This is a genomic window from Actinokineospora bangkokensis, from assembly GCF_001940455.1.
Classification (GTDB): domain Bacteria; phylum Actinomycetota; class Actinomycetes; order Mycobacteriales; family Pseudonocardiaceae; genus Actinokineospora; species Actinokineospora bangkokensis.
The window spans coordinates 392798-417288 of record NZ_MKQR01000026.1 but is presented as its reverse complement, the minus strand read 5'-3'; the positions used below and the strand labels follow the sequence as shown (position 1 = coordinate 417288).

The following is a 24491-nucleotide window of genomic DNA, read 5'->3' as shown; positions in this document are numbered from 1 at the left end:
CAGGGTGAGCACGAACCCGCAGAGCCCGACCCGCCGCCGCTCCCGCAGGCAGGAGACCCGCCTCTGGCGCGTCCCGGTGGTGCGCGTCGAGCGGGTGACCCCGAACCTGGCCAGGGTCACCGTCCGCGACGACTCGCTGGCCGACCTCGCGGGCGCGGGCACCGACCAGAACGTGATGCTCTACTTCTACCCCGAGGGCACCGAGCTGCCGGAGCCGCTGACGCTGGAGTCCGCGCGCGGCATGTGGTCGCAGGTGCGCCCGCTGACCAGGACCTACACCATCCGCAGGCACGACCCGGCCACCAACGAGGTCGACTTCGACTTCGTCCTGCACGGCGACGCGGGCCCGGCCTCGGCGTGGGCGTCGCGGGTCGCGGTGGGCGACGAGGTGATCTTCGTCGGCCCGTCCCCGGTCTACCAGCCCGACCCGGCCGCCGACTGGTACCTGCTCGCGGGCGACGAGACGGCGCTGCCCGCGATCGCGAACATCATGGCCGCCGTCGACGCCCCGGTGCTGGCGTTCGTCGAGGTGGCGGGTCCCGAGGAGGAGCAGGACATCCCCGGGGTCACGTGGTTGCACCGCGACGCGCCCGCGGGGGAGAGCACCGTGCTGGTGGACGCCATCCGCGCGGCGCGGCTGCCCGAGGGCACGCCCGAGGTGTGGCTGGCGGGCGAGCGCGCGGCGATGGTCGCCGTCCGCGCGCACCTGCTGGAGGAGCGCGGGTTCCCCCGCAAGCAGGTGCGGCCCACGACGTACTGGCGCCGGGGCGAGAGTGGCAACTGACTCAGGGACCCGCTGGAACTTCTCCGGTTAAACCCGCGTTGGACCCAGCGGTGGGAAACGAGGACTTCACAACCCCCACCGGGTCCCGGAGCGGAGAGGAGCGCCCTGTGCACGGCCACGTCAACGGTCTCAAGACGGCGCTCCTGCTGGGCGGGCTCGGCGCGCTCATCATCGGTGTCGCCTCGCTGTTCGGCCGCACGGCGCTGCTGATCGGCATCGGCGTCGCCGTCGCGGTGAACGCCTACGCCTACTTCAACTCCGACAAGCTGGCCCTGCGCGCGATGCGCGCCCGCCCGGTGTCCGAGGCCGAGCAGCCCGCGCTCTACCGCATCGTCCGCGAGCTGGCCACCGCCGCCCGCCAGCCGATGCCGCGGCTGTACCTGAGCCCCACCCAGGCCCCCAACGCCTTCGCCACCGGCCGCAACCCGCGCAACGCCGCCGTGTGCTGCACCACCGGCCTGCTCGACCTGGTGGACGAGCGCGAGCTGCGCGGGGTCCTGGCCCACGAGCTGTCGCACGTGTACAACCGCGACATCCTCATCAGCTGCGTCGCGGGCGCGCTGGCCGGGATCGTCAGCACCCTGGCCAACATCGCCCTGTTCACCGGCCTGTTCGGCGGCGACGATGACGACGACAACCCGCTGGTGCTGCTGCTCGTGGCCATCCTCGGCCCGGTCGCCGCCACCCTCGTGCAGCTGGCCGTCAGCCGCAGCCGCGAGTACCAGGCCGACGAGAGCGCCGCCCGGCTCACCGGCGACCCCCTCGGCCTCGCCAACGCCCTGCGCAAGCTCGACGCGGGCACCCGCGCCGCCCCGCTGGCCCCCGAACCGGCCCTGGTCGCCCAGTCCCACCTCATGATCGCCAACCCGTTCCGCCCCGGCGACGGCCTGGCCAAGGCGTTCTCCACCCACCCGCCGATCCCCGACCGCATCGAGCGCCTGGAGCGGATGTCCTTCCCGGAGCTGTGAACCGGCCCGCGTGGACAGTCCCCTGTGGAATGAGGAGGACCCCCGCCCGGCGCCCGGGCGGGGGTCCTCGCGCTGTGCGGCGATCAGGCCCCGGCGGACTTCGCCAGCGCCATGATGTACTGGCCGTAGCCCGACTTCGCCAGCTTCTCCCCCAGCTTGTAGGCGTGGTCCGGGGTGATGAAACCGCGCTCCAGCGCGACTTCCTCCAGGCACGCGACCCGCACCCCGGTGCGGTGCTCAAGGGTCTGGACGAACTGGCCCGCTTCCAGCAGCGAGTCGTGGGTCCCGGTGTCCAGCCAGGCGAAGCCGCGGCCGAGGTCGAGCAGGCGCGCCCGGCCCTGGCGCAGGTACTCCAGGTTGACGTCGGTGATCTCCAGCTCGCCGCGCGGCGAGGGCTCCAGCGCCTTGGCGATCTTGACCACGTCGTTGTCGTAGAAGTACAGGCCGGTGATGGCCCGGTTGGACTTGGGCGCGGCGGGCTTCTCCTCGATGGAGACCAGCATCCCGTCCGGGCCGACCTCACCCACGCCGTAGCGCTCGGGGTCCTTGACCGGGTAGCCGAACAGGACCGCCCCGTCCAGCTGCTCGGTGTGGGCGCGCATGAGCTTGGAGAAGCCCGTGCCGAAGAAGATGTTGTCCCCGAGCACCAGCGCCACGTCGTCGGAGCCGATGAACGGCTCCCCGATGATGAACGCCTCGGCCAGCCCGTTGGGCTCGGCCTGCTCGGCGTAGCTGAAGCTCACCCCGAACTGCGACCCGTCCCCCAGCAGCCGCTGGAACATCGGCAGGTCGGTCGGCGTGCTGATGATCAGGATGTCGCGGATGCCCGCCAGCATCAGCACCGAGATCGGGTAGTAGACCATCGGCTTGTCGTAGACCGGCAGCAGCTGCTTCGACACCGCCTGGGTGATCGGGTGCAGCCTCGTGCCACTGCCCCCCGCGAGCACGATGCCCTTCATCACGACTCCCTGTCGTCTCGTCCCGGCAGGCACGACCACCTGCCCGCGTCGAGGCTACCGGGGCCCGCTGGAGCCCCCGCCCCCTCGTGCTCGGGCCTGGGTGGATCCCCGGTCGCGCCCCGGCACCCCCGGCACCGGGACGCCGCACGAGACCTCAGCGGTAGTTCGTGAACTGCGCCTGACTTGGGAAAACCCGAGCGGAAGCCGTCTGACCTGCGGACTGGTGCCGTTGCGTGATGGCTGGTAAGGCCTGGTATCAGGCTGGATCTGTACCGGACTTGTACCGGCCAGATGTCGAACCTGACAGTTGCCAACGTCATGAGGAACGCCTTCAGCCTCCACCGACGCGCGAACCACACCTCTCTACCCGCAGGTGTGACGAAGCTCAACTGGTGGCATCCTTGCGGGGTGAAGATTGACATGGTGCTCCGAATTCGCCTGGATGACGGCAGGTCCGGAGAGGTCCGTTGGTTCACCAAGCAGGTGCAGGCAGATGTCCCACACGTACCCCGTGTCGGGGAGGCTGTAGTTCTTCCAGGCGCGGATGGCAAGACCAATCTGGGTGCCCGGCGGGTGGAAGAGGTGATGTACCCGCTGAACGGACAGGTGCACCTCGACTTCCGATTGGACGGCGTGATTAACGATCCAGAGGCGCAAGTCGCTATCTTGAGAGCAGCGGGCTACCAGGAACTTCCTCCTCACTAGGAGGGGGCTTCCTTCCTCGCCGCCGTCTGGGCGCATTCGATCAGTCTGGTCCCCAGAGTGCAGCCCTTGGCGGGTCCGTCAGCCGAGTGACCGGGCTCTGCGTCTTGGTGGCCAGACTGATAGCCCGTGGATAGACGGCGGTGAGGCAGGCAGCCACCTCCGGACCGCAGCCCGACCGCTCTGCCTGCCTCGCTGCTGGCCTGCCCGCCCGGCGAGGGCATTTCTTTTGTCGGTAGGCCCGCTCGTTTGGCTCACAGTGGCCGCGTGGGTGGTTCTCGTGGTGGACGGCTGGGGCTCGCGTTGGGCACGCCTCGCCGGTCGGCGTCCGCGCGGGGACCGGCCGAAGGCCGCACGCCCCGTGCGGGGTTGAGCCGACCGGGGAAAGCACAGAGTGCCAGCGGGCCGCCCGAAGGGCGGGCCGCCTTGAGCCAGTAGAGAAAGTCCTCACCGCATCGCCGAGTGATGGAAGGCTCGTGCGGCTCACCGAGAAGCTCCGGCGCAGCAGTGGGGGCTATGTGCGGGAGATCAGGCGTGTTGTGAAGCCTGCCGCGACCAGTCGAGAGAAGGCTTCCTCGACTGCGGGAAGGATGTCCTGTGGGATGGCGTAGCCCTGTTCGGCGTAGATGCGGATGCGCTGGGTGTCGCCCACGAGCATGTTGATCATTCGTTGTGCGTCGCCGATCTGGTTGACGTAGTCGTCAAGCGTGAGGGGCAGAGATGCGCACAGGACTTCGACCTCGGGCCAGAGTTTGCGGCAGGTGGCATAGGCGCGGCGCTGTTGATAGGGACGCGTGATCAATGTGACCGACTGGACGGGGACGCTCTCACTGGCCAGAAGCTCGCGCGCGTAGGTGATGTTCTCGGCCGTATTGGTGGCCCTGGGCTCCACAAGGATGACGCTGCCAGGTACGCCCAACCTCAGCGCCTGCTCGCGGTAGTGGACGGCTTCGCCTCGGGGGAATCGGTCCACAGTGGTGGGGGCGTTGGCGCCTGTAAACAGGATGCGCGGGAACATGCCTTGGTGCCAGAGTTGGGCGGCGCAGGTGGCCACGCCAAGATCGTGACTGCCCAGCCCGATGCCGACGTCGGTCGGTTCCAACACGTGCCCGAGGTCGTGGTAGTTCCACAGGACCTCCACCGCCGCGCGGTCGCCCTCCGGGATCATCGCCACGGCTAGTCCGGCAGGATGAACGAGTAGGTCCAGGAAAAGCGGCTGGCGGAGTGGACGCCCGTCGCGTACTCGATCGCCACGTTGGCCTGCGTGTAGGTGGTTCGGTGCAGGATCATCACGGGCTCGCCTGCGGGGAGTTCGAGCATCTCCAACTCCTCGGGGGTCGGCATCCGGGCGAACACGGTCTCGGTCATGTGGTGAGGTTCGAGACCCCGGAGGGTGAGCACCGCGAAACCACCTCCCGGCGTGGCGGGGCCGGGTGTCGGGTCCACGAGAGGCGTGCCGTCTACGTGCTCGGGCCGGTAGTAGCTCGTGAGGGTGTGTGTGGGGACTCCAGCGTCCTTCACCAGCCTCGCCCGCTCCCACACCGGGGCGCCGACCTCGATCCCGAGCCTCGGCGGCGTCAGCGGAGACGCGGCGAACCTCGTTCGTCTGGTCGCCCGGCTTCCAGTCACGCCCCGACGCCTCCCGGTCGGCGGCGAACGCCACGAGGCCGAACTTCCACTTGCTCTTTGGCGTACCGAACAACTCCGAGGCGCTCCATGGGCGGCCTTGCCCGGCCCACGGTGCCCTTCGCTGAGCACACCCGGACCAACGAGTTGCCCGTGGTCGTCGCGGACGCGCTGCGGGATCCTATGAGGCGCTTCCCGGCCCTGTCGCCGGAGATCGCTGACGAGACCGACCCCCGGACCCCGGTCTCCCGGGCCGCGCGGCTGGTGTTCACCAGGGAGGACGGCCGACCGATCCACCGGGCCGACTGGTCGTACATCTGGCGTCCTGCGGTCAAGGCCGCTGGCCTGCCCGAGGGGTTCGGCCTTCGCGACCTGCGCCACTACTTTGCCACGGTCCTGATCTTCGGCGGAGCCAACGTCAAGACCGTGCAGCTCGCGATGGGCCACACCACGCCGACGGTCACCCTCAACACCTACGTCGGGTACTGGCCGGACGCCGTTGACCAGACTCGCAGCCTGGTGGATGCCTCACTCGGGTGTACCGGGGTTGTACCCGGCACCACCGCGTGAGGCATATCCCCAGGTCAGCGGCGTTGGATCAACGGTAGTTCGTGAACTGGAGGGCGATGCCGAAGTCGCCCGCCTTGAGCAGGGCGATGACCTCCTGCAGGTGGTCCTTCTTCTTGCCCGAGACGCGCAGCTGGTCGCCCTGGATCTGGGCCTGGACGCCCTTGGGGCCCTCCTCGCGGACCTTCTTGGCGATCTCCTTGGCCTTCTCGCTGGAGATGCCCTGCACGAGGGTGCCGGTGAGCCGGTAGACCTTGCCGGAGAGGGCGGGTTCGCCGTGGTCGAAGGCCTTCTGCGAGATGTTGCGCTTGACCAGCTTCTCCTTGAAGACCTCCAGCGCCGCCGCGCAGCGCTCCTCGGTCTCGGCCTGGATGGCGATGGCCTCCTCACCGGTCCACTTCACCTCGGCGCCGGTGCCGCGGAAGTCGAAGCGGGTCGACAGCTCCTTGGCGGTCTGGTTCAGGGCGTTGTCCACCTCTTGCCGGTCGACCTTGCTCACCACGTCGAACGACGGGTCTGCCACGTGACACGCACCTCCGCTACGCACTGCCGCTGGGATCGCGCCGATGCTACCGCCGCCCGCCCCCGCGACCCCGCCCCCGCGCCGGGGACCCCCGCAGCACCCCCCGCGGCGCGTCCGGTAAGGTCTCCGACGTCCACGAGGTGGACCCCGGCGGGTTGCCCGAGCGGCCAATGGGAGCGGACTGTAAATCCGTCGCGAAAGCTACAGAGGTTCGAATCCTCTACCCGCCACCACGAGGCCCGGTTCTCATCACGAGAACCGGGCCTCGTTGGATTCTCGGGGTATTCGGGATTCCCCTGCGCGGACCGCTCCGAAGTGGACGGCGACACCTTTCCGAGGGGTGTTCCGGACCGGTCCGCGGCGCCGGTGCCGACAGGGCCATCGGGGCGTGCGCGCTGGGTGTGGGGCTGGGTGGCGGGGTGTGGTGTGCTTTTCGGGGGAAAGAAATTCGACAGATATCGGTTCGGACACCCTTCACTGCTGCCGAATGGTCGCCGTCGATTGCGCTCTCTGTGGTAGCGCGGGTGGGTGTTCGGCCGAAAGTGCCTGGTGGGAGCGGGAAATCGAGGCGGTATCACCCGGGCGGGGGTCGATTGACCGGCGTGGTAGTCGTAGTTTCCGCAGCGTTGTCGTTTTCGCAGGGTTGTCGTCGAACGCGGGGGGTTTTCGCGTGAAGTGGGATGTCAGAGCAGGGGCGGTTCTCGCGGCCGTTGTGCTCGTCGGCGGGCTGGGTGGGCCGGGTGGGGTGGCGCAGGCCGCGCCCGCGCGGGAGGTGGACGCGGCGCGGGTGGGGGCGCCGCCGAAGGGGGCCGTGAAGCTGGACCTGCTGCCCGACACCGGGCAGGACCGGCCGTCGGGGCAGGTGGGGGTGCAGGCGTCGTACCTGCCGTTCACCTTCTCCTACGACTTCACCCGCAGCCTCACCTCGCGCACGTTCTGGCCGGTGGCCGGGCGGGCGTGCGTGAGCCTGCGGGGGGCGGGCAGCACGGACCCGGGGTACTTCTTCCAGGTCGTCAAGGTGGAGATGTGGGACGCCTACGGCACGGACCTGAAGAAGGGGCTCACCGCGCGGTACGCGCTCACCGGGGGCTACTTCGGGTACTGCTGGACGGGCCTGACCAACGGCCACGAGCACTACTTCCGCATCTACAAGGAGTGGAACACCGCCGCCAGGGTGTGGGGCGACGGGTGGACCTCCCCGATCTGAGGCGGCGGGCGCTCAGCCGACGGCCACCCGCAGCACCGCGGTGGCCGTCGACGGCGACGCCGCCTGCTCCACCCGCCACGGGTTCACCGAGGTGATGCGGCCGACGGTCACCTGGACCGACGGGTGCGCGGGCGGGGAGTACAGCACCCGGTTGCCGAGGGCGGGCAGGTCCGCCGTGGTGGGGGCGAACCGCAGCTCGCCGTCCCCGCGCACCAGCCTGCCGGGCACGCCGTCGACCGCGGTCGCCACCGGGCCCAGGGCGGCGGCCAGGTCGGTGTCGACCACCCCGTCCGCGCCGACCCGGCCCAGCACGCCGTCCTGGTCGCAGATCAGGTCGCCCGGGGTGGCGCCGCTGACCCGCAGCGCGGCCACCGACCCCGACCGGGTGACCGCGGTGACCTCCGGGTCGGCGGCGCCCGAGGCCAGCGGCACCACGGCCCGGCCCGCCAGCGCCACCGCGTTCCACGCGCCGATCCCGGGCCGGAACAGCGCCCAGGTCACCCCGGGCTCCACCGACGGGGTGGGCACCTGGTCGTCGAGGGTGGAGGTGCGCAGGGTGACCGCCTCGGCGCCGGGCGCCGAGAGCGCGAAGCCCAGCGACCCGCCGCCGGCGATCGGGTCGTCGCCGGGCAGCGGGGCCGCCGAGACGAAGCCCACCGCCTGCTGGCCGCGGGTGACCGGGGCGGTGGCGCGCAGCACGAACCGGCCCGGGTCGGGGGTGCCGTCGTCGCTGACGGCCGTGGTGGCGAAGGCCACCCGGGGGTCGCCGTGCTCGTCCACCGCGGCCAGCACCACCACGACCATCGACGCCGCCCGGTTGGGCGAGGTGCCCGCGTAGAGCACGCGCGCGCCGCCGCGCGGCCACACCGCCCTGGCCCGCTCGACCAGCCCGGCGTCGGCGACCAGCGGGCCGCGCGGCGACCACTCGGCCACCGCCTCGGCCACCGGGATGCCCGGGGCCGACCCGCGCTGCCAGGACACGACCCCGCCCGCGGCGACCGCGAGCACCACCGCCGCCGCGGCCCCCGCGACCGCGGTGCGCCGCCTGCGCTGCACCCGCCTGCGGTGGTGCAGGGCGCCCAGCAGCCCCTCGACGTCGTGGCCCCCGCGCACCTCGACCGCGTCGAGCTCGCGCCGGAGCCGGGCGACCACGTCGCGCTCCTCGGCGATCACGTGCCCCTCCTTCCCGGCGAGGCGGGCTCGTCGGCCCCCCACAGCTGTCTCACCCTGGCCAACCCCCGGCTGGTCAACGACTTCACCGTGCCCACCGAGCAGCCGAGCTCCTGGGCGGCCTGCGCCTCGGTCATGTCCAGCACCACCCGGCACACCACGGCGGCGCGCTGCCGGGCGGGCAGCTGCCCCAGCACCAGCAGCACGTGCTGGCGGTCCTCGACGGCGCCGGAGAAGTCGGCGACGTCGAGCCGGTCGACGTGGTCCTCCAGCGGCACCGGCGGCTTGCGCCGCACCGTGCGCAGGAACTCGTGGTACACCGCCTTGCGGGCGTAGGCGACCTGGTTGGCCGCGGGCACCCGCCGCCAGCGGGCCAGGCAGCGCAGCAGCGCCTCCTGCACGACCTCCTCGGCGTCGGGGCGGCGACCGGTGAGCATGACGGCGTACCGGAGCAGAGCCCCGTAGCGCTCCCGCACGAACGCGTCGAAGCTCGGGTCCTCACCCGGCACGCCGTCACCTCCCGATCACTGCCTAGAGCACCGGGTCACCCGGAAGGTTGCCGCGCTCCCGGGAGATTCTGCCGACCGCGCTACCGTGCGCCCCATGAGCACTGGAGCACGCCCGTGGACGTCGTAGCCCGCACGGTCGCGCAGGGCCTGGCCGGGCCCCGGGGCGGCGACCCGGTGGCCGCCGTCCGCCGGGTGGTCGGCCAGCCCGCGCGCGACGTGTTCGCCGCCGCGCTGGCCGTGCGCGCCCGCACCGCGGGCCTGGTGCTCTCCGACGTCGACGACGCGCTCACCTCCGGCGCGCTCGTGCGCACCTGGGCGATGCGCGGGGCGCTGCACGTGGTCGCCGCCGAGGACGCCGCCTGGTTGACCGCACTGCTGGGCCCGCGCGCCTCCGCCGAGCTGCGCGACCGGCGGCGCGCGCTGGGGCTCGACGACAGCCGCGTGGCGCACGGGGTGAAGGTGCTGGCCGAGTCCGTCGGCGCCGGGCCGCGCACGCGCGCGGAGCTGCTGTCCGACCTGGCCGCCTCCGGCATGGCCGTCGACGACAGCCGGGCCTTCGCCCAGCTCGTCGTGCACGCGGCGATGACCGGCGAGCTGGTGCGGGTCGCTGACCGCGACGGCGAACCCGCCTTCGCCCGCGGGCAGGGGTGCGCCGAGGACGAGGCCGTGCTGCTCGACCGGTTGGCGGGCCGCTACCTGGACGGCTACGGGCCCGCGGGCTGGGAGGACTTCGCCGCCTGGTCCGGGTTGCCCACCGGCAAGGCGAAGGCGGCGGTGTCCGGGCGCTTCCCGCCCGCCGCGCCTGCCGAACCGCCGCGCACGGTCCGGTTGCTCGGCAACGCCGACGCGTTCCTGGTGGGCTACCGGTCGCGGGTGGGGATCGTGCCCGCGGCGTTCGACGGGCGGGTGGTCGACGGCGGCGTCACCCTGCCGGTGGTGCTGGTCGACGGCGGGGTCGTGGGCACCTGGGGCACCGAGGGCGGCGTGGTGGAGGTGGCGCCGTTCGCGATCCTGCCCCGCGGGGTGGGGGCGTTGCTGCGGGCCGAGGTCGCTGACCTCGGGCGGTTCCTGGGCGTGGAGATGGTGCTGCGGGAACGGGCCTGAGCCGCGGGCGTCACGGGTGCGCCGGGCGGCGGACCCACGTCGTCCAGAGCGGGCGGTAGCCGTGGGAGTACCAGAACGGCGTCGAGCGCGGGTTGGGCAGCGCGTGGTGCAGCAGCGTCGCGGGCAGGCCCGACGCGTCGAGGACGTCGTGGGCGAAGCGGGCCAGCGCGTTGCCGATCCCACCGCCGCGGCAGGCCGCGGTGACGCCGAGGCTGGCCAGGTAGGCGACGTTCGGCAGCGACGTGAAGCGGGCCGCCCACGCCGAGAGCGGGGGCAGTTGCAGGTGGACGTGGCCCAGGGCGACCCCGTCCCGCTCCGCCACCCAGACCGCCGGGTCCGCCTCCGACAGCAGGTAGGTGAGCTGGTTGCGGAGGGCTTCGGCGGTGTCGTCCCGGGGCGTCACCTTCCCGAACGGCGCGTCGTAGTCGACGACCTCCAGGTTCAGCGCCACCAACCGGTCGAGGTCGTCGGGGGTGGCCTGCCGGATGGTCACCTCCGACGACCCCGCCGGGCCGGGGCGGTGCGGGGTGCGGACGGCCACCGCGCTCACGGGCGTGAACCCGCGGTGCACCAGGGCGAGCACCGGCCGCGTGTCCCGGCTGGGGACCTCCACCACGGCCGCCGCGTCGAGGTCGCCCCGGGCGGCGCGCGACCGCACGAGGGGCAGCCACTGGTCGAGCAGCGCGCCGAGGGACCCCGCCGGGTCTTCGCCCGCGAGGCGCACGGTGAGGGTGTGCCTGCGGGCGGCGTCCCACGTGCGGGCCGCGGTGCCCACGGGGGACTCGACGAAGCCCGCGACCCCCACGCCACCGGGGCACTGGAGCAGCTCGCCCGCCGCGGGGTCCAGCGGCGCGGGCGGGGGGAGCAGGGGGTCGAGGTCCGCGAGGCGGGCGGCGTGCTCGTCGGCGGTGGCCAGGGCGGCGTCGAGGTCCACGGGGGCATCCAAGCGCACCCGGACCGTGCCGCCGCGGGGGAGCGGGGTTGGACCGACGGGGTGATTCCGCGCGCGCCGCGGTCGCCGTCCGCAGTGATGACCGTCGCTCACTGATCGGGGAGCCGGGGCACCGGACGTGCGATGACGAGCCACGACCGGCGCAGGGCGGTCCCCGCGCGGCGGGGAAGTGGTCTCCACCAGTGACTAGCACACGTGCTTGCTTCGCCTGATCGGGGTACAGTCAGCGGGCCGTCGGGGGACCTGCCATGCGCGGGGGAGGCCAGCAGGGCCACCCACCGGCCGTCCGAGGAGGTTGCATGCCGGACCACCGTGGCGCGGCCGACACCGGTGCGCCGGTGGTGGCGGGCGCCGATCCCGACTACCCCCGCACCACCGACGAGGGCCAGGGGTGGGCCGCCGCCGACGCGCCCCCCGACCACCGCTTCCTCGTCTTCTCCGTCCTCGTGCTCGTCTCCTCGCTCGTCGGCGCCGGCCTGGTCTCGGCCTGGGAACCGCCCGCGGGCGGGGTGCGGCTGGTGTGGATCGGGCTCGTGCTCGCCCTCGGCTTCCTCGTCGCCGAGCAGCTGGCGATCAACGTCGACGTGCGCGGCGGGGTCTCCTGGACGATCTCCTTCTCCGAGATACCGCTGGTGATAGGGCTGTTCGTCGCCCCGTTCGAGGTGGTGCTCGCCGCCCACCTGGTCGCGGGCGTGGGCACCCTGCTGGTGCGCAGGGTCAACGACCGCATCCTCTACAACGCGGGCGCCATGGTCTTCGAGATCACCGCGGCGTTCGCCGTCTGCGGGCTGGTCGACCGGGCGATGGCGGGCAGCGGGCCCGCGTGGGCGGGCGCGCTCGCAGGCGCCCTGGCAGCCCCGCTGACCTCCACCCTGCTCGCCCTGGTGTGCGTGCGCGTGCTCGGCCGCCGGATGCGGCTGGGCGCCGCTGTCCGGCTCATGCTGCGCACCCTGGTGCTGGGCCTGGTCAACGCCTCCGTCGGCGTCGTCGGCTACCAGGTCGTCGCGCACGCCGAGGCCGGGTGGCCGCTGCTGGTGCTGGCCCTGGGCGGGCTGGCCGCGCTCTACATCGCCTACTCCGGGCTGCTGCGCGAGCAGCGCGACCTGGAGGCGCTGTCCGAGGTCAGCCTCATCGTCGCCCGCTCCGGCCACCAGGCCGCCGCCCGCCCCTCGCTCGGCCTGGCCGACCCGCACGAGGTCGCGGGCGCCACCGAGATCGACGAGTGGCAGGCCATCGCCGAGCGGATCAAGGAGCAGCTCGGCGCGGCCAGGGTGGTGCTGCGGCTGCGCTTCGACCCGCAGCTGCCGCTGCACACCGTCGTCTCCGGCTCCGACCTGCCCGCCGAGGTGCACGCCGCGCAGGCCTCCGGCCCGCGCGCCGACGCCCTGCTGCGGCTGCCCGGCTCGCACGTGCGCCACTTCCGCCGCGGCGACGCGGTCCCCGAGGTGCGCCACGCGCTGCTGCGCCGCGGCGCCGACGAGGCGCTGGTGGTGCCGCTGCGCAGCGCCAGCCACCTGCTCGGCGTGGTCGAGGCGCACGACAAGCTCTCCCGCTGGCGCGGCTTCGGCCAGGCCGACACCCGGCTGATCGGCACCATGGCCAGCCACCTGGCGACCGCCATGGACAACCGCAGGCTGCTGGCCACCCTGCGCCACGACGCCTACCACGACCCGCTCACCGGCCTGCTCAACCGGCCCGGCTTCCGCCGCGCGGCGGGCGAGCCGCTGCGCAAGCACCCCGACTCGGTGGTGCTGCGGGTCGACCTCGACGTGCTCTCCACCGTCAGCGACGCCCTCGGCTACGCCTGGAGCGACCGGATGGTCGTCGCCGCGGGCAGGCGGCTGCGCGACGCGCTCGGCCCGGACGTGGCGCTGGCCAGGCTGGAGGGCGGGCAGTTCGCGGTGCTGCTGCTCGACACCACCCCCGAGCAGGCGCACGAGGTCGCCGAGCTGCTGCGCGCCGGGCTGGCCGCGCCCTACCCGGTGGACCGGCTCACCGTCGAGGCCGCCGCCGTCGTCGGCTACTGCACCCCGCGCACCGCCGACGCCGAGGAGGACTCCCTCGAACTCGACGTCGACGCGCTGCTCCAGCGCGCGGACGTGGCGCTGCGCGCGGCCCGCTCCGGCGGCGACACCGTGCGCGCCTACCTGCCCACCATGGGCCAGGTCTTCCTGCGCCGCTTCCAGCTGGTCACCCAGTTCCGGCACGCGCTGGAGTCCGGCCAGGTCAAGGTGCACTACCAGCCGAAGGTGGCGCTGCCGTCGCGGCAGGTGATCGGCGTGGAGGCGCTGGTGCGCTGGCGGCACCCGGAGTTCGGCCGCCTCGACCCGGACGAGTTCGTCCCCGCCGTGGAGGCCGCGGGCCTGGTGGACGCGCTCACCGGCTTCGTCATGGACCAGTCGCTGATCCGGGTGCGCAAGTGGCTCGACCGCGGCCTGCGCATCGCCGCCGCGGTGAACCTGTCCGTGCGCAGCCTCGACGACCCGCACTTCCCCGACCGCGTGGCCGAGGCCCTGGCCCGCCACGACGTCCCGCCGGAGCTGCTGACCCTGGAGCTGACCGAGTCCGGGGTGATGGCCGACCCGCAGCGCGCGCTGCCGGTGCTGCGCCGCCTGCACACCCTCGGGGTCACCCTGGCCGTCGACGACTTCGGCACCGGCTACTCCTCGCTGGCCTACCTGCGCCAGCTGCCGGTGGACGAGGTGAAGATCGACAAGAGCTTCGTGCTCGGCATGGGCACCGACCTGGGCGACCTGGCCGTGGTGCGCTCCATCGTCGAGCTGGGCCACTCGCTCGGGCTGACCGTGGTGGCCGAGGGCGTCGAGGACGACGCCGCCCGCGACCAGCTGGCGTCGATGGGCTGCGACGTCGCCCAGGGCTACCTGATCTCCCGGCCGCTGTCGGAGAGCAGGCTGGAGGCCTGGTTGCAGGCCAGGACGACGCAGGCCAGGGGCCTGCGGGACGAGACGGTGCTGACCCTGCTCTCCTGAAGTGACCCCCCGGTTTTGAGCCCGCCGGGGGGCCGTGTATGGTTCTCCACGTCGCCAGGGAAACCGGGCGGCGCGAGCAAGACCTGCCCCTTTAGCTCAGTCGGCAGAGCGTCTCCATGGTAAGGAGAAGGTCTACGGTTCGATTCCGTAAAGGGGCTCGCAGGGTGAAGCCGCGGTCACACCGGGAATAGTGCGGTGTAGTCGCGGCTTCTACCATGTACCATGGTCACTGCACAGCGGCGTAGCTCAGTCGGTAGAGCAAACGGCTCATAATCGTTGTGTCGCCGGTTCGAGTCCGGCCGTCGCTACGTGGATGGGTGACCCCTGCCAGCGGACCGCGCTGGCCTGGGCCACCTCGCTTTTGACCCGGGGGGCGACCCCCGGACCCCCGACTCGGGGGAGCGGGTGGGTGGACGACTTCGGGTGGCCGGGTGCGGCCGACCGGGGAATGCCGCCCGGGAGTGGTGGGTTGTCCTGGTGGTCGGGTTCGGCTGACCGGGAGTTACACTCGGCCCGCGTCGATTCGATCCCCGCCCGGGGGGTGCTGCCGGGAACCGGCCCCAGGGTCGGTCATCGGTTACGAAAGGCATTGCTGTGGCTTCTACTGACGTGCGGCCGAAGATCACGCTCGCGTGCGAGAGCTGCAAGCACCGCAACTACATCACCAAGAAGAACCGGCGCAACGACCCGGACCGCGTGGAGCTGAAGAAGTTCTGCCCGAACTGCGGCACCCACCAGCTCCACAAGGAGACCCGCTGACCCCAGCGGCTGCCTGAACCGGGCGGCGTCGACCGGAGCCGTCCCACCGCGAGGTGGGGCGGCTTTCGTCATTCCCGGGGGCCGTGCGGGGGGCGGGGGGCGGCGCGCGGGGGTCGGTAAGGTGCCGGGGTGGCACTTGACCAGTCGTTCGCGGGGCGCACCTACCCGCCGGGCCCGGTGTACGAGGTGGGCCGGGAGAAGATCAGGGAGTTCGCCGACGCCGTCGGCGCCGACGACCCGCTGCACCGCGACCCCGCCGCGGCCCGCGCCGCCGGGTACCCCGACGTGGTGGCCCCGCCGACCTTCACCACCATCCTCAACCTCGCCGCGATCAACGAGATCGTCGGCGACCCGCAGCTGGGGCTGGACTACGACCGGATGGTGCACGGCGACCAGTCCTTCACCTACCACGCGCCGGTGGTCGCGGGCGACCGGCTGGTCTGCACCCCGGCGGTCGAGTCGATCATGCACCGGGCGGGCAACGACTTCATCACCCTGCGCGCGGAGATCACCACCGAGGCGGGCGAGCCCCGGGTGACCACCCGGGCCCAGCTGGTCGTGCGCGACGCGGGGGTGGCGTGATGGCACCGGCCAAGGGCGACGAGCTGGCGCCGCTGGAGGTCTGGCTCACCCGCTCCGACCTGGTCCGGTACGCGGGCGCGTCGCTGGACTTCAACCCGATCCACTGGAACCAGCGCTTCGCCACCGAGGTCGGGCTCCCCGACGTCATCGCGCACGGGATGCTGACGATGGCCGTGGCCGGGCGCGTGGTCACCCAGGCCCGGCTCGGGACCCTGGTGTCCTACTCGGCCCGGTTCACCCGGCCCGTGGTGGTGCCCGACGACGACAAGGGCGCGCTCGTGGAGCTGACCGCGAAGGTCACCGACGTCGCCGAGGGCGGCGACCTCACCGTGACCATCACGGCCAAGGCGGGCGGGCGCACCGTGCTGGGCAAGGCCGTGGCGGTCGTGCGGCCCTGACCGCCGCAATTGCTCCGGCGCCGAGGTGAGATCTCGCAACATTTGTCGCGCGGGCCTGGCCAAACCGCAACGCGATCGGGTAGTGAAACCCACTTGTCGCCGCGCCGCGCCCCAGGACTAGATTCCCGGGCGTGACGGCTTCCGACCTCATCTCCTTCGCCCGCGGCGCCCCCTCCCTCGACATCATCGACGTCGAGGGCCTCAAGGCGGCCACCGACGCCGCGCTGACCGAGGACCCGGGCGGCGCGCTCGGGTACGGCACCGCGATCGGCTACCCCAAGCTGCGCAAGCTCCTCGCCGACCGGCACGGCGTGGCCGAGGAGCAGGTGCTGGTCACCAACGGCTCCATGCAGGCCGACGCCTTCCTGTTCGACCAGCTGGTCGTCAGCGGCGAGCCGGTGGTCGTCGAGCGCCCCACCTACGACCGGACCCTGCTCGGGCTGCGCGAGCGCGGCGCCGTGGTGACCCCGGTGTCGCTGGCCACCGACGGCATCGACGTCGACGAGCTGGCCGCGGCCCTCGACGGCGGTCTGCGCCCGACGTTCGCCCACGTCATCCCGAACTTCCAGAACCCGGCGGGCTACACGCTGAGCCTGGCCAAGCGGCAGCGGCTGCTGGAGCTGGCCGAGCAGCACGACTTCATCATCTTCGAGGACGACCCGTACGTCTCGATCCGCTTCGCCGGTGAGCCGCTGCCGACGATGCTGGAGCTCGACGGGGGCAAGGGCCGCGTGGTCTACGCCAGCTCGTTCTCCAAGACCGTCGCCCCCGGGGTGCGCATCGGCTACCTCGTCGGCCCGGCGGACCTGATCGCGAAGGTGCGGGTGCGGGCGACCAACACCTACATCTCGCCGAACATGTTCGCCCAGGCCGTGATCTACCAGTTCGCCGCGAGCGGCGGCCTGGACCGGTCGGTGGCCAAGGTGAACGCCGCGCTGGCCGAGCGGGTGGCCACGCTGTGCTCCGCGCTGGAGAAGCACCTGCCCGAGGCGAAGTTCACCGCTCCCGAGGGCGGCTACTTCATGTGGGTGGAGCTGCCCGAGGGCGTCGACGTGGCGCAGCTGCTCACCGCCGCCGAGGAGCGCGGGGTCACCTTCGTCAAGGGCACCGACTTCCTGCTGGAGGGCGGGCGCTCGTCGCTGCGCATGGCCTACTCCGGCGTGCGCGACGACCAGATCGAGGAGGGCGTGAGCCGCCTCGCGGACGCGCTCAAGTCGCTGGGCGTGGCCGCGGGCTGACCCCCGGCACCCGGTGGGGTGGGCCTCGGTTGCGGGGCCCGCCCCCGGGTGCCGTATGCTCCCGTACTCGGAACCACCTGGCGCCCACTGGCCCGCGCGAGCAGGCTAAGCTGGGTTGGTCAGGCGCGGCCCCCGGGCCGCGGAGGGGCGTAGCTCAATTGGCAGAGCAGCGGTCTCCAAAACCGCAGGTTGCAGGTTCGATTCCTGTCGCCCCTGCGTTGGACGTCGGGGCCGGCTGAGGTGTTCAGCCGGCCCCGACGAACACACACACCGAGTGGAGGATGGCGTGGCCGAGGACCAGGAGCGGGAAGAGGGGCAGGAGTCCGCCCCCCGTCCGTCCACCGCCGCTGCCCGGCGCGAGCGCCGCGGCGCGAACCGCCCCGCCGCGCGCAAGGACGCCGACCCCAAGACCGAGAAGGTCAAGGCGGTCCGCCCCGCGGGCAAGACCGCCGCTGGCGCCGGTGCGGACAAGCCCGCCGCCGACAAGAAGGGGCGCCCGACCCCGAACCGCGAGCGCAAGGCCGAGAAGGTCGGCTTCTTCGCCCGCATCGCGCGGTACCTGCGCGAGGTCGTCGCCGAGCTGCGCAAGGTCATCTGGCCCACGCGCAAGCAGATGGCCACCTACACCCTGGTGGTGCTGGTGTTCGTCGCGTTCATGGTCGCGCTGGTCTCCGGCCTCGACCTGCTCCTCGGCAAGGGCGTCTTCTGGCTGTTCGCCTGAGGCGGCCTCAAGGCACCGCGCCGCCCGCGGCGCGCCCGGGGCCCGGCCTGGGGACGTGATGCAAGGAAAGGAAGCGAGACCAACCGTGACCGCCGAGAACGGCGCCGCTGACCCAGGCGAGCTGTCCCCCCGCACCGACGACGACCTGCTCGCGGAGTCCGACGAGGCCACCGCCGACGTCGACACCGACGACACCGCAGGCGCGGCCGTGGACGCCGGGGCCCCCGAGTCCGACGACGCCGACTCCGCCGCCGAGGGCTCCGACGACGAGGACCCGGCGGACACCGAGGACTCCGACACCGACACCGCCGAGAGCGACGACGTCGACACCGCCGAGAGCGCTGACGCTGACGACGCTGAGGGTGCGGCGGCCGACGCCGACGAGGCGCCGATCGACGCCCCGCCCGCCGACCCGGTGGCCGAGATGCGCGACGCGCTGCGCAGCGCCCCCGGCGACTGGTACGTCGTGCACTCCTACGCCGGGTACGAGAACAAGGTCAAGACCAACCTCGAGACCCGCATCCAGACCCTCGACCAGGAGGACTACATCTTCCAGGTCGAGGTGCCGACCGAAGAGGTCACCGAGATCAAGAACGGCCAGCGCAAGCAGGTGCAGCGCAAGGTGCTGCCCGGCTACATCCTGGTCCGGATGGACCTGACGGACGCCTCCTGGTCCGCGGTCCGCAACACCCCCGGCGTCACCGGCTTCGTCGGCGCGACGAACAAGCCGTCCCCGCTGACCATCGACGACGTGCTGAAGTTCCTGCTCCCGCAGGTGGAGGAGGCCAAGCCCGCCGCGGCCAAGGCGGGCGGCGGCACCGCCACCGCGGTGCGCCCGACCGTCGAGGTGGACTTCGAGGTGGGCGAGTCGGTCACCGTCATGGACGGCCCGTTCGCCACGCTGCCCGCCACGATCAGCGAGGTCAACGCCGACCAGCAGAAGCTGAAGGTCCTGGTGTCGATCTTCGGCCGGGAGACCCCGGTCGAGCTCTCCTTCACCCAGGTCTCCAAGATCTGACCGGGCGCCCGCGCCGTGCGCGGGTCCCCGGGCGGCCGACCGCGGCGCAGCCATTCGCCGCGGCCGGGTGACCGTGGCCGGTCCGCCGGTCACCCAGCACAGGAACAGGAATCGAGATGCCCCCCAAGAAGAAGAAGCTCGCAGCGATCATCAAGCTGCAGATCAAGGCGGGGTTGGCCAACCCCGCCCCGCCGGTCGGCCCCGCGCTGGGCCAGCACGGCGTGAACATCATGGAGTTCTGCAAGGCCTACAACGCCGCCACCGAGTCCCAGCGCGGCTCCGTGGTGCCGGTCGAGATCTCGGTCTACGAGGACCGCTCGTTCGACTTCAAGCTCAAGACCCCGCCCGCGGCCAAGCTGCTGCTCAAGGCCGCCGGGGTGGAGAAGGGCTCGGCCGAGCCGCACAAGACCAAGGTCGCCAAGGTGACCTGGGACCAGGTGCGCGAGATCGCCGAGACCAAGAAGACCGACCTCAACGCGGTCGACATCGACCAGGCCGCCAAGATCATCGCGGGCACCGCCCGCTCGATGGGCATCACCGTCGAGTAGGGGCCCCCGCCCCAGCTCAGCACGCGTGGGAGGGCCAGGCGCTGGCCCCTACCACGACTGATCGGCGGGACCGGGCTTCCTGACCGGGACCGCACTCCAGGACTTCTGCAGAGGAACAGCAATGGCAAAGCGCAGCAAGGCGTACCGTCAGGCGGCGGAGCTGGTCGACCGCGAGCGGCTCTACAGCCCGCTCGAGGCGGCCACCCTCGCCAAGGAGACCTCCAAGGTCAAGCTGGACGCGACCGTCGAGGTCGCCATCCGGCTCGGCGTGGACCCCCGCAAGGCCGACCAGATGGTCCGCGGCACCGTCAACCTGCCGCACGGCACCGGCAAGACCGCCCGCGTCATCGTCTTCGCCACCGGCGACAAGGCCGCCGAGGCCGAGGCCGCCGGTGCCGACGCGGTGGGCTCGGAGGAGCTGATCGAGCGCATCCAGGGCGGCTGGCTCGACTTCGACGCCGCGATCGCCACCCCGGACCAGATGGCCAAGGTGGGCCGCATCGCCCGCATCCTCGGCCCGCGCGGCCTGATGCCCAACCCCAAGACCGGCACCGTGACCCCGGACGTCACCAAGGCCGTCGCGGACATCAAGGGCGGTAAGATCAACTTCCGGGTGGACAAGCAGGCCAACCTGCACCTGGTGATCGGCAAGGTCTCCTTCGACAAGGAGAAGCTGGTCGAGAACTACGCCGCGGCGCTGGACGAGGTCCTGCGGGCCAAGCCGTCCGCGGCCAAGGGCCGGTTCCTGAAGAAGATCACCTTCTCCACCACCATGGGCCCGGGCATCCCGGTCGACCCGGCGCGCACCCGCAACCTGCTGGAGGACGAGGCCGCGGTCTGACGGACCCGACCCCGCACCACGCCGAACGGGCGGCCCCCCACACCGGGGGGCCGCCCGTTCGGCGTCCGGGGGCGGGTCAGGAGGTCGGGCAGGTCTCGCGGGAGTGCGCGGTGATGATCCACTGCCCGCCCGCGGAGCCCGCGATCTTCTCGGCGGTGAACTGGCCGAGGCGGGGACCGGTGCCGGTGTCGAGCCCGCACCCGCTGAACACCTGGGCGTCCGGGTCGGGCTGGGCCGAGGTGTCCCGGTCGACCTTGAGGAAGGACGCCTCGGCGAAGGTGTTCACCGCGCCGGTCCGCTTGGGGATCTGGGCGTGCAGGCGGTGCACGGCCGTCTCGCAGTCGGGGGCGTTGAAGTGGTCGGCGAAGCTCTGCTCCACCTCGGCCGTGGCGAACCGGTCGCAGGCGTTGCGGGACAGGTCCTGGGCGATGTCGTTGTAGACCTTGCGGACCGCTTCCTCGCCGCTGAACTCGAAGACCTTGTTGCGCTCGGTCTTGCCGCCGCCGGTCACCGAGGCGGGCAGGTTCTCGTCCGGGCCGCCGAAGTAGTGCTGGTAGGCCCAGTTGAGCACCAGCACCACGACCAGCAGGTAGAGGACCCGGCGCGACCACTTGGACAGCAGGACCCTGCGCCACAGCGGCTTGCCCTTGCGCGGGGGCCGGTCCTCGGTGGGCCCGGCGTCCGGGGTGCCGAACTGCGACGAGCGCTGCCACTCCTGGAAGCGCTGGAACTCCTGGAACTGCCGCCAGCGCTCCTGCTCGTCCGGGCCCACCGGGGTCGGGGGCGGGACGGGCGTGCCGGGCAGCGGGGGCTGGGCGGGGGGCGCGGCGGGCGGCGTGGGCGGGCGCAGCGCCGGGGGTCGGGACTGCTCCGGGCGCTGCTCGGGGTCCTCGGGGCGCTGGTTGTCGGCCACGTCGACCATCATGCCGTGACCCGATTTGGAGAGTCGACCGGCGGGGGCGTACTCTCGTCACCGGTTCTACCGAAGACCGCTGGTTTCCCGCGCTGCCCCCCCCGGGGTCGCAACGGACGAAGGCCCCGTGACACGGGCGGCCCGCGCAGGGGAACGTGGTCTGCTGAGCTTCCTGTCTCGTGCGCCCCGTGCCGCTCTGCGCCGGGGCGCTTCGTCGTTGCTGGGCTCTCGCGTGCCGGCGTCACCACGCACACGAGAGGAGGCAACCATGGCGAAGCCCGACAAGGTCTCCGCGGTCGCCGAGATCGCGGACCGGTTCCGCACCAGCTCGGCCGCCGTCGTCACCGAGTACAGCGGCCTCACCGTGGCGCAGATCACCACGCTGCGGCGCGCTCTCGGCACCGGCACGTCCTACCGCGTCGCCAAGAACACCCTCGTCCAGCGCGCCGCCGCGGACGCGGGCGTGGAGGGCCTCGACAGCCTGTTCGTCGGCCCGACCGCCATCGCGTTCGTCACCGGCGAGCCGGTCGAGGCGGCCAAGGCCCTGCGCGACTTCGCGAAGGACAACAAGGGCCTGGTCGTCAAGGGCGGCTACATGGACGGCAAGGCGCTGTCCGTGGACGAGGTCACCGCCATCGCCGACCTGGACAGCCGCGAGGTCCTGCTCGCGAAGCTGGCCGGTGCGATGAAGGGCAACATGGCCAAGGCCGCAGGCCTGTTCAACGCCCCCGCCTCGCAGGTCGCGCGCCTGGCCGCCGCCCTGCAGGACAAGAAGGCCGCCGCGGGCGAGCCTGCCGAGAGCTGAACCACCACCCGGTAAGTACACCGCGCCCGTTCGACCGGGTGTGCTAGCGAAAGGACCGCCACCATGGCGAAGCTCAGCAACGACGAGCTCATCGACGTCTTCAAGGAGATGACCCTCCTGGAGCTGTCGGCGTTCGTGAAGCAGTTCGAGGAGGTCTTCGAGGTCACCGCCGCCGCGCCGGTCGCCGCCGTGGCCGCCGCCGCGCCGGGTGCCGCCCCGGCCGAGGCCGCCGAGGAGCAGGACGAGTTCGACGTCATCATCGAGGCCGCCGGTGACAAGAAGATCCAGGTCATCAAGGTCGTCCGCGAGGTCGTCTCGGGCCTGGGCCTGAAGGAGGCCAAGGAGCTGGTCGAGGCCGCTCCCAAGGCCCTCCTGGAGAAGGTCAACAAGGAGGCCGCGGACGCCGCCAAGGAGAAGCTCGAGGCCGCGGGCGCCAAGGTCACCGTCAAGTAACCTGCTCCGCGACTGCGCGAAGGGCCCGGTACCGTCGAGGTACCGGGCCCTTTTGCGCGCACGTGCACAACCCCGGTGAGCGCCGCGAGAGCTGTCCGAGTATTTTTCCAACTCGGCAGTAACTTGCCCATAACCCGGGTGGGTCGCCGTCGTTGCATCCACTGACGCGGTTCCCGGCAGGGCGGTCGGGGCGGCGGAGCACAGGTCGGGAGGTCCGATGGGCGCCGAGGTGGTCATCGAGGGGCTGACGAAGTCCTTCGGCAAGCAGGCCATCTGGCGGGACGTGACGCTGACGCTCCCGCCGGGCGAGGTCTCGGTGATGCTCGGCCCGTCGGGCACCGGCAAGTCGGTCTTCCTCAAGTCGATGATCGGCCTGCTCAAGCCGGACCGGGGCAGCTGCGTGATCAACGGCGTGGACATCGTGACCTGCTCGGAGGCCAAGCTCTACGAGGTCCGCAAGCTGTTCGGGGTGCTGTTCCAGGACGGCGCGCTGTTCGGGTCGATGAACCTGTTCGACAACGTGGCCTTCCCGCTGCGCGAGCACACCAAGAAGTCCGAGGCCGAGATCAAGCGGATCGTCCTGGAGAAGCTGGAGCTCACCGGCCTGCAGGGCGCCGAGGGCAAGCTGCCCGGCGAGATCTCCGGCGGCATGCGCAAGCGCGCCGGCCTGGCCAGGGCGCTGGTGCTCGACCCCGAGATCATCCTCTGCGACGAGCCGGACTCCGGCCTCGACCCGGTGCGCACCGCCTACCTCTCGCAGCTGCTCATCGACCTCAACGCCCAGATCGACGCGACGATCCTCATCGTCACCCACAACATCAACCTGGCCCGCACGGTGCCGGACAACCTGGGCATGCTCTTCCGCAAGGAGCTGGTCATGTTCGGCCCCCGCGAGGTGCTGCTGACCTCGGAGGAGCCGGTGGTCGAGCAGTTCCTCAACGGCCGCCGGATCGGGCCGATCGGCATGTCCGAGGAGAAGGACGCCGCGCAGATGGCCCAGGAGCAGGCGCACCTGGACGCCGGGCACTCCGACGGCACCGTGGGCGAGGACCTGCGCGGCATCGTCCCCCAGCTGGTGCCCACCCCCGGGTTGCCCGAGCGGCAGGCCGTGCGCCGCCGCAAGGACCGGGTCATGCAGATCCTGCACACCCTCCCGCAGGCCGCCCAGCAGGGCATCGTCGAGTCGCTGACCGACGAGGACCGGGCGCGCTACGGCCTCGGCGGCCACGGCGCGCGGTCCGGCGCCCAGGCAGCCGTCACCCACGCGGGTGGCCGCCCGGCCCCGCACCCCCGTGCCGGGTACCCCGGCGACATGAGCTCCACGCAGGAGATCCCGCGGGTCGGCGGCGGGCGCCCGTGAGCAGCCGGGTCGCCCGGGGCGACTTCTTCGGGGCGGGGGCGCTGCGCGAGACCGGCAGGCTCTGCGCGCTGGGCATCGACGTCATCGTCCTGACCTTCAAGCGGCCCTTCCAGCTGCGCGAGTTCATCCAGCAGTGCTGGTTCATCGCCAGCGTCACCATCCTGCCGACGGCCCTGGTCGCGATCCCGTTCGGCGCGATCATCGCCCTGCAGCTGGGCACGCTGATCGTGCAGCTGGGCGCGCAGTCGTTCACCGGCGCCGCCTCGGTGCTGGCGATCATCCAGCAGGCCGCGCCGCTGGTCACCGCCCTGCTGGTGGCGGGCGCGGGCGGGTCGGCCATCTGCGCCGACATCGGCTCGCGCACCATCCGCGAGGAGATCGACGCCATGGAGGTGCTCGGCGTCTCGGCGGTGCAGCGGCTGGTGGTGCCCAGGGTGCTCGCGTCGATGCTGGTCGCGGTGCTGCTCAACGGCCTGGTCAGCGTGGTCGGGGTGATGGGCGGCTACTTCTTCAACGTGGTGCTCCAGGGCGGGACGCCGGGGGCGTACCTGGCCAGCTTCTCCGCCCTGGCGCAGCTGCCGGACCTGTGGATCAGCGAGCTCAAGGCGCTGATCTTCGGCTTCATCGCCGGGGTCGTGGCCGCCTACCGGGGGCTCAACCCCAAGGGCGGCCCCAAGGGCGTCGGGGACGCGGTGAACCAGTCGGTCGTCATCACGTTCCTGCTGCTGTTCTTCGTGAACTTCGTGCTGACCGCGGTCTACCTCCAGGTCGTCCCGGCGAAGGGGAGCTGAGCC

27 protein-coding genes and 4 tRNA genes are annotated in these 24491 nt (G+C 72.1%); 23 read left to right on the top strand and 8 right to left on the bottom strand.

Translation table 11 applies throughout. The annotated features are described in order from the left end of the window. The first annotated feature begins 4 nt into the window (after positions 1 to 4). Together BJP25_RS24585 and htpX are read left to right on the top strand one after the other, a co-directional pair. Positions 5 to 784, top strand: a complete 780-nt coding sequence (locus BJP25_RS24585; protein WP_158075712.1) for a siderophore-interacting protein — start codon at positions 5 to 7, stop codon at positions 782 to 784. A gap of 107 nt (positions 785 to 891) precedes the next feature. Further along, on the top strand, positions 892 to 1752 hold the full coding sequence (htpX, locus tag BJP25_RS24580; RefSeq protein WP_075977347.1) for a zinc metalloprotease HtpX: 861 nt from the start codon (positions 892 to 894) through the stop codon (positions 1750 to 1752). An 83-nt stretch (positions 1753 to 1835) separates the two neighbouring features. On the opposite strand, the gene rfbA is transcribed toward htpX, so the two are convergent. After that, entirely contained in the window at positions 1836 to 2711 is an 876-nt protein-coding gene (gene rfbA, locus BJP25_RS24575; RefSeq protein WP_075977346.1) for a glucose-1-phosphate thymidylyltransferase RfbA, read from the bottom strand. A gap of 408 nt (positions 2712 to 3119) precedes the next feature. Here rfbA and BJP25_RS33675 point away from each other — a divergent pair, with 408 nt between their 5' ends. Further along, positions 3120 to 3416: a hypothetical protein gene (locus BJP25_RS33675; RefSeq protein ID WP_143219282.1), complete on the top strand. Its 297-nt coding sequence runs from the start codon at positions 3120 to 3122 to the stop codon at positions 3414 to 3416. Between the two features lie 511 nt (positions 3417 to 3927). Here BJP25_RS33675 and BJP25_RS24570 read toward each other — a convergent pair. Both BJP25_RS24570 and BJP25_RS24565 read right to left on the bottom strand, forming a co-directional pair. Further along, positions 3928 to 4581, bottom strand: a complete 654-nt coding sequence (locus tag BJP25_RS24570; protein WP_075977810.1) for a YdcF family protein — start codon at positions 4579 to 4581, stop codon at positions 3928 to 3930. 8 nt (positions 4582 to 4589) lie between these two features. Beyond that, positions 4590 to 5042: a UTRA domain-containing protein gene (locus BJP25_RS24565; protein WP_233158237.1), complete on the bottom strand. Its 453-nt coding sequence runs from the start codon at positions 5040 to 5042 to the stop codon at positions 4590 to 4592. A 150-nt stretch (positions 5043 to 5192) separates the two neighbouring features. On the opposite strand from BJP25_RS24565, the gene BJP25_RS24560 reads away from it, so the two are divergent. Then, a complete protein-coding gene (locus BJP25_RS24560; protein ID WP_233158236.1) occupies positions 5193 to 5609 on the top strand; it encodes a site-specific integrase in 417 nt (138 codons plus the stop codon). Between the two features lie 28 nt (positions 5610 to 5637). Here BJP25_RS24560 and BJP25_RS24555 read toward each other — a convergent pair whose 3' ends face one another. After that, positions 5638 to 6129 (bottom strand): YajQ family cyclic di-GMP-binding protein, encoded by a 492-nt coding sequence (locus BJP25_RS24555; RefSeq protein WP_075977345.1) that lies wholly within the window; start codon positions 6127 to 6129, stop codon positions 5638 to 5640. A gap of 149 nt (positions 6130 to 6278) precedes the next feature. On the opposite strand from BJP25_RS24555, the gene BJP25_RS24550 reads away from it, so the two are divergent. Together BJP25_RS24550 and BJP25_RS24545 are read left to right on the top strand one after the other, a co-directional pair. Continuing rightward, positions 6279 to 6362 (top strand) — tRNA-Tyr (locus BJP25_RS24550). Between the two features lie 437 nt (positions 6363 to 6799). Next, positions 6800 to 7336, top strand: coding sequence for a hypothetical protein (locus tag BJP25_RS24545; RefSeq protein ID WP_143219281.1), 537 nt, complete (start codon positions 6800 to 6802; stop codon positions 7334 to 7336). Positions 7337 to 7348: 12 nt separating this feature from the next. On the opposite strand, the gene BJP25_RS24540 is transcribed toward BJP25_RS24545, so the two are convergent. Together BJP25_RS24540 and BJP25_RS24535 are read right to left on the bottom strand one after the other, a co-directional pair. Further along, positions 7349 to 8509: a hypothetical protein gene (locus tag BJP25_RS24540; protein ID WP_075977343.1), complete on the bottom strand. Its 1161-nt coding sequence runs from the start codon at positions 8507 to 8509 to the stop codon at positions 7349 to 7351. Further along, positions 8506 to 9015 (bottom strand): SigE family RNA polymerase sigma factor, encoded by a 510-nt coding sequence (locus tag BJP25_RS24535; protein ID WP_075977342.1) that lies wholly within the window; start codon positions 9013 to 9015, stop codon positions 8506 to 8508. Before BJP25_RS24535 ends, BJP25_RS24540 begins: the two co-directional genes overlap by 4 nt. A 114-nt stretch (positions 9016 to 9129) precedes the next feature. On the opposite strand from BJP25_RS24535, the gene BJP25_RS24530 reads away from it, so the two are divergent. Further along, positions 9130 to 10119: a DNA glycosylase AlkZ-like family protein gene (locus tag BJP25_RS24530; protein ID WP_075977341.1), complete on the top strand. Its 990-nt coding sequence runs from the start codon at positions 9130 to 9132 to the stop codon at positions 10117 to 10119. A 10-nt stretch (positions 10120 to 10129) separates the two neighbouring features. Here BJP25_RS24530 and BJP25_RS24525 read toward each other — a convergent pair whose 3' ends face one another. Next, entirely contained in the window at positions 10130 to 11065 is a 936-nt protein-coding gene (locus tag BJP25_RS24525; RefSeq protein WP_143219280.1) for a GNAT family N-acetyltransferase, read from the bottom strand. A 305-nt stretch (positions 11066 to 11370) separates the two neighbouring features. Between BJP25_RS24525 and BJP25_RS24520 the strand changes: the two genes are divergently transcribed. From BJP25_RS24520 to rplA, 12 genes are all read left to right on the top strand, one after another. Then, entirely contained in the window at positions 11371 to 14061 is a 2691-nt protein-coding gene (locus BJP25_RS24520) for a putative bifunctional diguanylate cyclase/phosphodiesterase (protein WP_084794451.1), read from the top strand. Positions 14062 to 14146: 85 nt separating this feature from the next. Further along, positions 14147 to 14219, top strand: a tRNA-Thr gene (locus BJP25_RS24515). Between the two features lie 77 nt (positions 14220 to 14296). Continuing rightward, a tRNA-Met gene (locus tag BJP25_RS24510) sits at positions 14297 to 14369 on the top strand. Positions 14370 to 14655: 286 nt separating this feature from the next. Next, a complete protein-coding gene (rpmG, locus tag BJP25_RS24505) occupies positions 14656 to 14820 on the top strand; it encodes a 50S ribosomal protein L33 (protein ID WP_075977339.1) in 165 nt (54 codons plus the stop codon). Positions 14821 to 14949: 129 nt separating this feature from the next. After that, the gene (locus tag BJP25_RS24500) at positions 14950 to 15402 is read left to right on the top strand and encodes a MaoC family dehydratase N-terminal domain-containing protein (protein ID WP_075977338.1); all 453 of its coding nucleotides are present in this window, start codon (positions 14950 to 14952) and stop codon (positions 15400 to 15402) included. After that, complete coding sequence (locus BJP25_RS24495) at positions 15402 to 15800, top strand: MaoC/PaaZ C-terminal domain-containing protein (protein WP_075977337.1); 399 nt, start codon at positions 15402 to 15404, stop codon at positions 15798 to 15800. Before BJP25_RS24500 ends, BJP25_RS24495 begins: the two co-directional genes overlap by 1 nt. A 131-nt stretch (positions 15801 to 15931) precedes the next feature. Beyond that, positions 15932 to 17038 carry an aminotransferase-like domain-containing protein gene (locus BJP25_RS24490; protein ID WP_075977336.1) on the top strand — a complete coding sequence of 369 codons (1107 nt, stop codon included), beginning with the start codon at positions 15932 to 15934 and terminating at the stop codon, positions 17036 to 17038. Positions 17039 to 17181: 143 nt separating this feature from the next. Beyond that, positions 17182 to 17254 (top strand) — tRNA-Trp (locus BJP25_RS24485). A 70-nt stretch (positions 17255 to 17324) separates the two neighbouring features. Further along, positions 17325 to 17759, top strand: coding sequence for a preprotein translocase subunit SecE (gene secE / locus BJP25_RS24480; protein ID WP_075977335.1), 435 nt, complete (start codon positions 17325 to 17327; stop codon positions 17757 to 17759). Positions 17760 to 17844: 85 nt separating this feature from the next. After that, entirely contained in the window at positions 17845 to 18777 is a 933-nt protein-coding gene (nusG, locus tag BJP25_RS24475; protein WP_143219279.1) for a transcription termination/antitermination protein NusG, read from the top strand. A 116-nt stretch (positions 18778 to 18893) separates the two neighbouring features. Continuing rightward, the gene (gene rplK, locus BJP25_RS24470) at positions 18894 to 19325 is read left to right on the top strand and encodes a 50S ribosomal protein L11 (RefSeq protein ID WP_075977334.1); all 432 of its coding nucleotides are present in this window, start codon (positions 18894 to 18896) and stop codon (positions 19323 to 19325) included. 121 nt (positions 19326 to 19446) lie between these two features. Then, on the top strand, positions 19447 to 20166 hold the full coding sequence (gene rplA / locus BJP25_RS24465; RefSeq protein WP_075977333.1) for a 50S ribosomal protein L1: 720 nt from the start codon (positions 19447 to 19449) through the stop codon (positions 20164 to 20166). Between the two features lie 76 nt (positions 20167 to 20242). On the opposite strand, the gene BJP25_RS24460 is transcribed toward rplA, so the two are convergent. Beyond that, positions 20243 to 21091 carry a hypothetical protein gene (locus tag BJP25_RS24460; RefSeq protein WP_075977332.1) on the bottom strand — a complete coding sequence of 283 codons (849 nt, stop codon included), beginning with the start codon at positions 21089 to 21091 and terminating at the stop codon, positions 20243 to 20245. A 256-nt stretch (positions 21092 to 21347) separates the two neighbouring features. Between BJP25_RS24460 and rplJ the strand changes: the two genes are divergently transcribed. The 4 genes from rplJ to BJP25_RS24440 all read left to right on the top strand — a co-directional run bounded on the left by rplJ (position 21348) and on the right by BJP25_RS24440 (position 24488). Continuing rightward, positions 21348 to 21884, top strand: coding sequence for a 50S ribosomal protein L10 (rplJ, locus tag BJP25_RS24455; protein ID WP_075977331.1), 537 nt, complete (start codon positions 21348 to 21350; stop codon positions 21882 to 21884). A 63-nt stretch (positions 21885 to 21947) separates the two neighbouring features. Further along, entirely contained in the window at positions 21948 to 22337 is a 390-nt protein-coding gene (rplL, locus tag BJP25_RS24450; protein ID WP_075977330.1) for a 50S ribosomal protein L7/L12, read from the top strand. Positions 22338 to 22554: 217 nt separating this feature from the next. Then, positions 22555 to 23697, top strand: a complete 1143-nt coding sequence (locus BJP25_RS24445) for an ABC transporter ATP-binding protein (RefSeq protein WP_075977329.1) — start codon at positions 22555 to 22557, stop codon at positions 23695 to 23697. Then, positions 23694 to 24488, top strand: coding sequence for an MlaE family ABC transporter permease (locus BJP25_RS24440; RefSeq protein WP_075977328.1), 795 nt, complete (start codon positions 23694 to 23696; stop codon positions 24486 to 24488). The genes BJP25_RS24445 and BJP25_RS24440 overlap by 4 nt, the downstream gene beginning before the upstream one ends. Positions 24489 to 24491 lie beyond the last annotated feature (3 nt).